Source organism: Dermabacter sp. HSID17554, assembly GCF_003989295.1.
Classification (GTDB): domain Bacteria; phylum Actinomycetota; class Actinomycetes; order Actinomycetales; family Dermabacteraceae; genus Dermabacter; species Dermabacter vaginalis.
The window spans coordinates 82,772-93,106 of the sequence record NZ_RBLW01000006.1 but is presented as its reverse complement, the minus strand read 5'-3'; the positions used below and the strand labels follow the sequence as shown (position 1 = coordinate 93,106).

At 63.3% G+C, this 10,335-nt stretch carries 8 protein-coding genes; 7 read left to right on the top strand and 1 reads right to left on the bottom strand.

The genetic code is table 11. From position 1 onward, the window contains the following. The 4 genes from infB to truB form a co-directional block, all read left to right on the top strand. Positions 1-2,166 (top strand): translation initiation factor IF-2 (gene infB / locus D8M36_RS09330; protein WP_238638440.1); only part of this gene is annotated, 2,166 nt, incomplete at its 5' end. A gap of 110 nt (positions 2,167-2,276) precedes the next feature. Continuing rightward, positions 2,277-3,374, top strand: coding sequence for a TRM11 family SAM-dependent methyltransferase (locus D8M36_RS09325; RefSeq protein ID WP_126848452.1), 1,098 nt, complete (start codon positions 2,277-2,279; stop codon positions 3,372-3,374). A 34-nt stretch (positions 3,375-3,408) separates the two neighbouring features. Continuing rightward, positions 3,409-3,858 (top strand): 30S ribosome-binding factor RbfA, encoded by a 450-nt coding sequence (rbfA, locus tag D8M36_RS09320; RefSeq protein WP_074298074.1) that lies wholly within the window; start codon positions 3,409-3,411, stop codon positions 3,856-3,858. Then, the gene (truB, locus tag D8M36_RS09315) at positions 3,851-4,834 is read left to right on the top strand and encodes a tRNA pseudouridine(55) synthase TruB (protein WP_126848450.1); all 984 of its coding nucleotides are present in this window, start codon (positions 3,851-3,853) and stop codon (positions 4,832-4,834) included. Before rbfA ends, truB begins: the two co-directional genes overlap by 8 nt. Here the strand turns inward: truB and D8M36_RS09310 are convergent. After that, positions 4,831-6,327, bottom strand: a complete 1,497-nt coding sequence (locus D8M36_RS09310; RefSeq protein WP_126848448.1) for a L,D-transpeptidase family protein — start codon at positions 6,325-6,327, stop codon at positions 4,831-4,833. The two genes, truB and D8M36_RS09310, sit on opposite strands and share 4 nt — an antisense overlap. A gap of 186 nt (positions 6,328-6,513) precedes the next feature. On the opposite strand from D8M36_RS09310, the gene D8M36_RS09305 reads away from it, so the two are divergent. The 3 genes from D8M36_RS09305 (at position 6,514) to D8M36_RS09295 (ending at position 10,320) form a co-directional block, all read left to right on the top strand. Next, positions 6,514-7,521 carry a bifunctional riboflavin kinase/FAD synthetase gene (locus D8M36_RS09305; RefSeq protein ID WP_342342901.1) on the top strand — a complete coding sequence of 336 codons (1,008 nt, stop codon included), beginning with the start codon at positions 6,514-6,516 and terminating at the stop codon, positions 7,519-7,521. 103 nt (positions 7,522-7,624) lie between these two features. After that, the gene (gene rpsO / locus D8M36_RS09300; RefSeq protein WP_016663029.1) at positions 7,625-7,894 is read left to right on the top strand and encodes a 30S ribosomal protein S15; all 270 of its coding nucleotides are present in this window, start codon (positions 7,625-7,627) and stop codon (positions 7,892-7,894) included. A gap of 191 nt (positions 7,895-8,085) precedes the next feature. Continuing rightward, positions 8,086-10,320: a polyribonucleotide nucleotidyltransferase gene (locus tag D8M36_RS09295; protein WP_126848462.1), complete on the top strand. Its 2,235-nt coding sequence runs from the start codon at positions 8,086-8,088 to the stop codon at positions 10,318-10,320. The last annotated feature ends 15 nt before the right edge of the window (positions 10,321-10,335 follow it).

Genomic DNA, 10,335 nt, shown 5'->3' with positions numbered 1-10,335 from the left:
CGTCCGTCAAACCGCGGACCCCGCCCCAACCCGAACATGATGCCCGCGCACTCGCCGCAGGCCGAGAACCAGGGTCGCCCGGCGGGCGGCAACGGTGGTCGCGGCGGCCGTGGTGGTCGTGGTCGCGGCGGTTTCGGTGGCCCAGGTGGCGGCCCCGGTGGTGGTCCGGGTCGTCCCGGTGGTCGCCCCGGTGGTGGCGGTCGCGGTGGTCGTCGTGGCGGCACCCAGGGTGCCTTCGGTCGCGGCGGCAAGCCTGCAAAGAGCCGTAAGTCGAAGCGCGCGAAGCGTCAAGAATTCGAGCAGATGCAGGCTCCCGCTCCGGGCGGCGTGCAGATCCCGCGCGGCGACGGCAATACCGTTATCCGCCTTCGCCGCGGCGCCACCCTGACCGACTTTGCGGAGCGCATTGACGTCAATCCCGCCTCGCTCATCACCGTGCTGTTTGCGATGGGTGAGATGGCGACCGCGACCCAGTCGCTCGATGAGGACACGTTCCAGCTTCTCGGCGAGGAGCTCGGCTACAAGATCCAGATCGTGTCGCCCGAGGACGAGGAGCGCGAGCTTCTCGAGCAGTTCGATATCGACCTCGAAGGCGAACTTGCCGAAGAGACCGAAGAGGACCTCGAGCCCCGCTCGCCGGTCGTCACGGTCATGGGCCACGTTGACCACGGTAAGACCCGCCTTCTTGACGCGATTCGTCGTGCCAACGTGGGCCAGGGTGAGGCCGGCGGCATTACCCAGCACATCGGTGCCTATCAGGTGCAGGTGGAGCACGAGGGCGAGACGCGTCCCATCACGTTCATCGATACCCCGGGTCACGAGGCGTTTACCGCTATGCGTGCCCGTGGTGCGAAGGTCACGGACATCGCGATTCTTGTGGTGGCTGCTGACGACGGCGTGATGCCGCAGACGATCGAGGCGCTCAACCATGCGCAGGCGGCCGATGTCCCGATCGTCGTGGCCGTCAACAAGATCGATAAGGAGGGCGCGAACCCCGACAAGATCCGCGCCCAGCTCACCGAGTACAACCTCGTGGCTGAAGAGTACGGCGGCGACACGATGTTCGTTGACGTTTCGGCGCGCGAGAACCTCCACATCGATGACCTCCTCGAGGCGGTTCTGCTGACCGCAGATGCCGCCCTTGAACTCAAGGCCAATCCGGACAAGGATGCTCGCGGCGTTGCGATCGAGGCGAGCCTCGACCGCGGGCGCGGTCCCGTCGCGACCGTGCTCGTGGAGCAGGGAACGCTCCGCGTGGGCGATGCGATCGTGTGTGGTATCGGCCATGGCCGCGTGCGCGCCATGATCGATGAGAACGGCAACCAGCTTGAAGAAGCAGGCCCGTCGCGCCCCGTCCAGGTTCTCGGTTTGAGCTCTGTCCCCGGCGCAGGTGACTCGTTCATCGTTGCCGCGGACGAGCGCATGGCGCGCCAGATCGCCGAGAAGCGCGAGGCCGCCCAGCGCGCCGCACAGCTCTCGAAGCGCCGTAAGCGTATGAGCCTCGAGGACATCAAAGCCGCGATGGAAGAGGGGAAGGTCGAAACTCTCAACCTCATCCTCAAGGGCGATGCCTCCGGTTCTGTCGAAGCACTCGAAGAGGCGCTGCTCGGTATCGATGTGGGCGAGGATGTGCAGTTGCGCATCATCGATCGTGGCGTTGGTGCGATCACGATGAACAACATCAACCTCGCTGTCGCGTCGGATGCCGTGATCCTCGGCTTCAACGTTCGTGCCGAGGGGCAGAACGCGGAGTACGCCGAGCGTGAAGGCGTGGAGATCAAGTACTACTCGGTGATCTATCGCGCGATTGAAGATATCGAGAACGCTCTTCTCGGCATGCTCAAGCCCGAGTACGAAGAGAAGGACACGGGCAGCGCCGAGATCCGCGAGATCTTCCGTTCCTCGAAGTTCGGTAACATCGCGGGTTCGCTCGTCATGTCCGGCACCATCAACCGCGGTGCGAAAGCTCGCATCACGCGCAAGGGCGTCGTCATCACGGAGAATCTCGAGATCGCCGGTCTGCGTCGCTTCAAGGACGACGTGACCGAGGTTCGCGAAGGTTACGAATGCGGTATCAACCTGGGCAGCTTTAACGATGTGCAGGAGGGTGACCTCATTACGACCTACGAGATGGTCGAGAAGCCGCGCGAAAAGAAGAAGGACTAATCACCTTTCGGTGACAGTGCGCGGGCGGCGCTTCGGTTCAGGCCGAGGCGCCGCCCGTTTCGCCGCCCGAGGCATACTCCCGGTGGCATAGAGAAACGAACGGAGAGAACATGCGCGTCAACATTCTCATCGCCCCGAGCGCAAACCGGGTGTATGGGTTGGCGGCGCCGCGTCTCGCGGCAGCTGAGCTTGAGTTTGTGTTGGCAGAGAGCGCGCCGGGTGCCCTCGTCGAGACGAGCGAGGTGCGCGAAGCGAACCTCGATTTTCTCGCTCTCGAGATCGACGACGAGGCATGGGAGAGTCCGGAGAATCAGCGTGCGCTGACCTCCTCGCTGGCGTATAGCCCGCACGTGTACGCGGCATTTGAGGAGGTGGGGCGCATGCCCGCCCCAAACGCGGAGCGCAGTTACGTGGATGAGAGTCCGACGCTTCCTCTGCTCCAGCCGATTCCTCTTCCCAACGTGGATCTTTACCCGAGCACTCTGCTTTCGACGCTCAAATATCAGGGAAAAACGAACGAGCAGTTCACGGCGCTTCTTCTTCACCTTGCCGCCCACGCCGCGGGAAAGGCCGAGGCACTGCGCGAGGGGACGTTGCGGGTGCTTGATCCCGTTGCGGGTCGAGGCACAACCCTCAACCAGGCCCTCATGTGGGGGCTTAGCCCCGTGGGCGTCGATCTCGACAAGAAAGACGCCGAGCTCTACCGCGCGTTCCTTAAGTCGTGGATGCGCGAGAACAGGCTCAAGCACACGACCTCGGACACGAAGCTCACGATCAGTAAGAAGGCGCTCGGCAAGCATTTCCACGCCGAACTCTCGCGTTCAAAAAGTGAGCAACGCGCGGGGAAGGGGCAAAGCCTCGAGCTTTACACGGCAGACTCCACGGGCCTTGACGCGTTCCTCAAGGCCCGAAGCGCCGACGTGATCGTCGCGGACCTTCCCTACGGCGTGCAGCACGGCTCCAAGGTCGGTGCGAATCTCCGCCGTTCCCCGCTTGAATTTTTGCGGAAGGCCCTTCCCGCATGGTCGCGCGTGCTTGCGCGAGGCGGCGCCGTGGCGCTCGCCTACAATCGCCACACGACCCCCGCCGATGACGTGCACGCTATTGTCGAGGAGCACGGGTTCGAGCTTCGAGGCGAGGGCATGAACTTCAGGCACCGGGTCGATGCCTCAATCGACCGTGATATCGCGCTTGCCCGCAAGGCGTAAGCACCCCGACCTTCACTTCACTCAAGGAGACACCATGAACGACAACCCTCGCGTGCGGCGCCTCGCCGATCAGATCAAGAAAATCGTGGCCCGTACGCTCGACGAAAAAGTCAAGGACCCGCGTCTCGGGTTCGTGACAGTCACCGACGTCCGCCTCACGGGCGATGGCCAGCACGCCTCGATCTTCTATACCGTGTACGGAAGCGATGAAGAGCGTGCCGGGACCGCTGCCGCGCTCAAGGCGGCGAAGGGCATGCTGCGCAGCGCCGTGGGCCGCGGCATCACCGCACGTCTCACCCCGTCGCTTGAGTTTTTTGAAGACACGATCCCCGAGACGTCGAAAACGATCGAAGATCTCCTCGTGGAGGCGCGGCACCGAGACACCGAGCTCGAACGCGAACGCGCCGGTAAGCAGTTCGCGGGCGAAGCTGATCCCTACCGTGTCCCCGGTGAGCACCTCGAAGACGACGAGGCCGATGAGTAAGAAACACGCGGGGGAGGGGCCTCACGGCTTCCTTCTCCTCGACAAGCCCGCGGGCCTTACGAGCCACGACGTGGTCGCCCGAGTGCGCTATCACCTCAACACGCGCAAGGTGGGTCACGCGGGCACGCTTGACCCCGCCGCGACGGGGCTGCTTCTCCTCGGCGTGGGGTACGGCACGAAGCTTCTGACCTACGCCGTGGGGCTCGACAAAACCTACGAAGCGACGATCCGCCTCGGCCACGCGACAGTGACGGACGATGCCGAGGGCGAACAGGTGGGGCAGGCAGCCCCGGAGAACAAGCTGCGCGCAATCCTCGATGAGTACGCGTCGCTCGAGAACGCTATTGCCGACCTCACGGGAGATATCGCGCAGGTTCCGAGCGCCGTGAGCGCGATTAAAGTCAACGGTGTACGCTCGTACGCTCGCGTACGCGGGGGAGAGAGCGTTGAGCTCGCCGCGCGCCCGATTCGGGTGAACCGTTTCGAGATTCGTGAGGCTCGCATGACGGAAGGATTTCTCGACGTCGACTGCGTTGTGGACTGCAGTTCGGGAACCTACATACGTGCTCTCGCACGCGACCTCGGTGCGGCTCTCGGCGTGGGCGGCCATCTCACAGCGCTCAGGCGCACGCGCGTTGGCGGATTCACCGTTGAGGCGGCACAGCTCATCCCCGAGCGAGACGCGCCGCGTGCCGCGGAGGACCCTTCGGCGGCGCTCACACTCACTCCGCTTGGCAAGGCCGCCCTCTCATTCTTGCCGCTTCACGCCGTAAGCGAGAGCGAAGCAACAGCGCTCAGACACGGGCAGTGGATTGAGGCGTCTCAAGCGTCGGACCCCGAAGCCTTCCCTGCCGCTGCCATCGTGCCGCCCACGGGTGAGCTTGTGGCAATCGTCGAACCAGCCCCCAAGAGGGGGCTGCTCAAGAGCGCGAGCGTTATTCCGCGCTTCTCAAGCGCGCCGGTTCCCCGTAGTTAGCGGTGCGAGACGACCTTCGTTCCGAGGCTTGCCCACTCGAACAGCCACTTGGCGTCCTTCATACGCATGTTGATGCAACCGTGTGAGCCGGAGTAACCGAAGCTCGAGCGCCACGGTGCCGAGTGGAGTGCGTACCCCTTGTGGAAGAACTGGTTGTACTTGACGCCCTTCGTGCAGTAGTCGTACCGCGGCGTGCAGCCCATGTTCTGCACCTCGGTACGGTGCCAGATCTCGTACTCACCCGTGGGCGTTTCGGTGCCCTTGCCGCCATCCACGACGGAGACGGGGCCCCACACAGCCTTGTCGCCCACGTAGGCGGTCACGGTCTTGTTCGCGAGGTTGATATCGATCCACTTCTCGCCGTTGTGGGCTTCGGCGGGAGCGTAGGAGGGAAGCTCGCTGGGAACCTTCTCGGGGTCCACGGGCGCCTTCTCGACCTTCTTTTCCTTGACCTCGGCCTTCTCGACCTCGGTGGTCATGGCGATATCGAGGTTCTCACCCGAGGAAAGTGCGTGAGTCAGCTTTTCGGTGATGTCCTTCTGGTTCGTGACCTTGACGCCATCCTTGCCGGGGGAGACCTCGGTGCGTGAGCCGTCCTCGGCTACCTCGACGATGCCGTCCTTCTTCGTCGTGGCAACCTTGCCGGCGATCTTCCCGACGTACGTGTCAACTTTTTCTTGATCGATGTTGATCTCGAAGTTGTCGCCCTTGTCGTTCGGGGTGATCGACACGAAACCTAGGCGGTCCTTGCGCTTGACCTCGAAGGTCTTGTCTTCCGGGCCGGTCACGACCATCGAGCTCTTGAGCATGCCCTCGAGAGTCTCAATCGTCTCATTGGCCTTGGCGGTGTCGAGCTGAGGCTCGATGCTCGTGAACTTCTGGGTCACGGTGAAATCCTTGAGCTCGGGCGCATTCCTCTTCACGCTTGCGACGAACTCAGCCGGGTCAACGCCTTTGCCCGCCTTCGACTCGACTACGGAGAATTCCTTGGTGTCGTCGTCTTGGACGATTTCTGCATCGACCGGATCAACCTCGTTGTCGGGAACGAGAGATTCGGCGTACGCGCGTGCCTTCTCCTCATCGACGGTCACCTCGGGGGTGATGTCCTGGGTGCCGCTCAGGGCAGCGCTTACTACCGACGGGATACTCGACTCGCGCGAAAGGGCTTTCTCGACAGTCTTATCGACGTCGATGTGCCCACCGATCTCCTCGAGGGGAACGGTCGTGCGCTCGCCGTTGGCGTCGACAGTGACAGTGACGCCTGTGGTCTTTTTCTGGACAATTGCGCGAATTTGCTCGGCTGTTTTTCCAGCGACGTCGACTCCGGCAATCGTGGTGCCGGGCAGAGCCTTGCCCTCGAACTGCTTTGCGTAGGCGAACGAGCCACCGGTCGCGACCAGGGCGATGACGACGGCGATCGCCGCGAGGACGAAAAATAGTGTGCGGCCGCGCTTCTTCGGGGCGCGAGCATGTGTCACGGGGGTAGTCGACATGCGCGTGATCCTTAACGTTTGATGCGGGGGTTTGCTCTTACTTTAGCGAAAACGTGCTAGCGATTTAAGAGGCATAGCCCCTCGCGGCGTGTGTTGTGGGTGACGTTGCTTGGAGACCTCCCTGAGTGGCGGGGCAGCCATCGGTTAAGGTGGCATGTGTTCGAATCCCTTCCATGAAAGCGTGCCGTGAACGAAGTGACCCCCTCGCGCGTGTGGCATGACCCGAAAGAGGTTCCGGGTAACCTCGCGCCCGGCGTCGTGACCATCGGCAACTTCGACGGTGTGCACCGCGGCCACCGCCGCGTGATCGATTCCCTCGTGTCGTACGCGAAAGATCGCGGTCTTGTGCCCCGTGCTCTCACGTTCCACCCGCACCCCCGGCATGTGATGACGGGCAGCGAGCAGCCGATGCTCATTACGGGCTACGAGGATCGCAATGCTCTCGTGTGTGCGGCGGGTGTTGCCGACCTCCTCGACGTGCATTTCACGCTCGACTTTGCGCAGCTCACCGCCGAGAATTTTGTGCGCGAATATCTTGTGGAACTTCTCGGTGCTCGTGCCGTGGTGCTGGGGAAGGACTCTCGGTTCGGCCGTCGCAACGAGGGCGATTTCCACACCATGGTGGACCTCGGCAAGAAGTACGCCTTCGACGTCATCAGCGTCGAAGAGCTCGATGCCGATATCGAAGGACAAGCGGGCGAGGGGGAGCGCATCTCCTCGACTCTGATCCGCGAGAGTCTGCTTTCGGGGGATACCGTCGAGGCTGCGCGCATGCTTGGCCGCTGGCACTCGGTGCGCGACACCGTGCGTCATGGTTTCAAGCGGGGGCGTGAGCTCGGTTTTCCCACGGCAAACTTCAGTGCGCATCCGCGCGGCGCTGTGCCTATCGACGGCGTGTACGCCGGCTACTTTTCGGTACTCGATGGTGATCGCTTCCTCGATCGCGTTCCCGCCACCATTTCGGTGGGCACGAACCCCACGTTTGAGGAAGGGCCCGCGCATCGGATCGTGGAAACCTACGTGCTCGGGTCCCACGAATATGAGCTGTACGATCGGCAGGCGCAAGTGGAGTTCGTGGAGCGGCTGCGGCCGACGCTTGCCTTCGACGGCATCGACGCCCTTGTCGACCAGATGCACCGCGACGTTGCCGTGACTCGCAGCACTCTTGCCGCGCATGCCGACCCGCGTTGGTAGCGCTGCTGCTAGCCTTGAAAGGCCGTGCTACATCGGCCACGGATTCTAAGTGCTCGGGAGAACAGGCCCCGGTGCGCCGTGCAACAAGGTGATTGGAGAGCCAGTGGCTTACGATTCCTCCGTCAAGCAGGAGATCATTAAGGAATACGGTCTGAGCGAGGGCGACACCGGCTCGCCCGAGGTGCAGATTGCGCTTCTGTCGCATCGCATCAACTACCTCACCGAGCACCTCAAGGATCACAAGCACGATCACCACACTCGTCGTGGTCTGCTCCTCCTCGTTGGTCGCCGCAAGCGCCTCCTGCAGTACCTGCAGTCGGTCGACATTGAGCGTTACCGTTCGCTGATTCAGCGTCTCGGCCTGCGCCGCTGACCTTCGTTCCGCCGCTCACCCGTCGGGTGGGCGGCGTTTTACCATCCATAGAGTTTTCCTTGCGACAATGATGAGAGGGGATCGGTCCTCGGCAGTGACGTCTTCCGCGTGAGCGGGGTACGCGACTGGCGATGGCCGGCCCCACGGCAAAGACAACTCTTATTCACCACAGAAAGAGAGTGACAGTGACCATGGAAGGCCACAACATTCATTCAACGATCGCCACGATCGACAACGGCTCCCACGGCAAGCGCGAGGTGCGCTTTGAAACCGGCCGCCTCGCAAAGCAGGCCGCGGGTGCCGTCGCCGTCTACCTCGACGACGACACGATGGTGTTCAGCGCAACCGCTGTCTCCAATCAGCCGAAGGAGCAGTTCGACTTCTTCCCGCTGACCGTTGACGTCGAAGAGCGCATGTACGCCGCGGGTCGAATCCCCGGCTCGTTCTTCCGTCGCGAGGGTCGCCCGGGCACCGACGCGATCCTCGCAGCCCGCCTCACCGACCGCCCGCTGCGCCCGGCGTTCGTCAAGGGCCTCCGTAACGAGGTCCAGGTTGTTCTCACGGTGATGGCCGTGAACCCTGACGACGCGTATGACGTCGTGGGCATCAACGGTGCTTCGGCATCGACCCAGATCTCGGGCCTCCCGTTCTCCGGCCCCATCGGTGGCGTGCGCATCGCGCTCATGCCGAGCGCCGAGGGCGGCCAATGGATCGCCTTCCCGACCTTCAGCCAGCTCGACGAGGCCGTCTTCTCGATGGTCGTCGCTGGACGCATCGTTGAAGATGACGTCGCGATCATGATGGTTGAGGCCGAAGCGACGGACAACGCCTGGTCGCTTATCAAGGAGCAAGGCGCGGTGGCGCCGACCGAAGAGGTCGTCGCCCAGGGCCTCGAAGCTGCCAAGGTCTACATCCGCACGCTGTGCGAGGCGCAGAAGGAACTCGCCGCGAAGGCCGCGAAACCCGTTCGCGAATTCCCGCTCTTCCTCGACTACCAGGATGACGCCTACGACCTCGTTGCGGAAGCGGCGACCGAGCGCCTTCGCGAGGTCATGAGCATCGCGGGCAAGCAGGAACGCGAAGAGGCTACCGAGACCCTGCTCGCGCAGGTCAAGGAGGAGCTCGCGGAGAAGCTCGACGATCGCGAGAAGGAAATTACTGGCGCCTTCCGTGCGCTCACGAAGAAGGTCGTGCGCGAGAAGATCCTTACGGAGGGTGTGCGCATTGACGGCCGCGGCCTTCGCGACATCCGCCAGCTTTCGGCCGAGGTCGAGGTGCTCCCGCGAGTGCACGGTTCGGCCATCTTTGAGCGCGGCGAGACCCAGATTCTCGGCGTGACCACCCTCAACATGCTCAAGATGGAGCAGCAGATCGACGGTCTTTCGCCTGTCGATCATAAGCGCTACATTCACCACTACAACTTCCCGCCCTACTCGACCGGTGAGACGGGCCGCGTGGGTTCGCCCAAGCGCCGCGAAATCGGCCACGGCATGCTCGCCGAGCGCGCTCTCGTTCCGGTGCTCCCCAGCCGTGAGGAATTCCCCTACGCGATTCGTCAGGTGTCGGAGGCTCTTGGCTCGAACGGCTCGACGTCGATGGGTTCCGTGTGTGCCTCGACTCTCGCGCTCCTGAACGCCGGTGTGCCGCTCAAGGCTCCCGTTGCCGGTATCGCCATGGGTCTCGTGTCCGACACGGTGAACGGCGAGACGAAGTACGCGGCTCTCACCGACATTCTCGGTGCCGAGGATGCCTTTGGCGACATGGACTTCAAGGTCGCAGGCACGTCGGAGTTCGTGACGGCTATTCAGCTCGACACGAAGCTTGACGGCATCCCCGCTTCCGTCCTCGCAGGCGCCCTCTCGCAGGCTCGCGAAGCTCGCTTGCACATCCTTTCGGTTCTCGAACAGGCCATCGACCAGCCTGACGAGATGAGCCCCAACGCGCCGCGTGTTCTCGCCGTCACCATCCCGGTGGACAAGATCGGCGCGGTCATCGGCCCGAAGGGACAGATGATCAACCAGATCCAGGACGACACCGGAGCGGACATCACGATCGAGGACGACGGCACCGTGTACATCGGCGCAACCGACGGCCCCTCGGCCGAGGCTGCGCGTGCGGCCGTCAACGCGATTGCGAACCCGCTCGTTCCCGAGGTCGGCGAGCGCTACCTCGGTACGGTCGTGCGTGTCGTCGACTTTGGCGCGTTCATCTCGCTCACCCCGGGCAAGGACGGCCTGCTGCACGTCTCGCAGCTGCGTAAGCTCAACGGCGGCAAGCGCGTGGAGAATGTTGAGGACGTCGTGAGCGTCGGCCAGAAGCTCGAGGTCGAGATCCGCGAGATCGACTCGCGTGGCAAGATCTCGCTCGCGGTGGCGGCTGACGACGACACTGAAGAGACCGGCGACACCAAGGGCGACGCCAAGTAAGCCTCAGCGCGAACG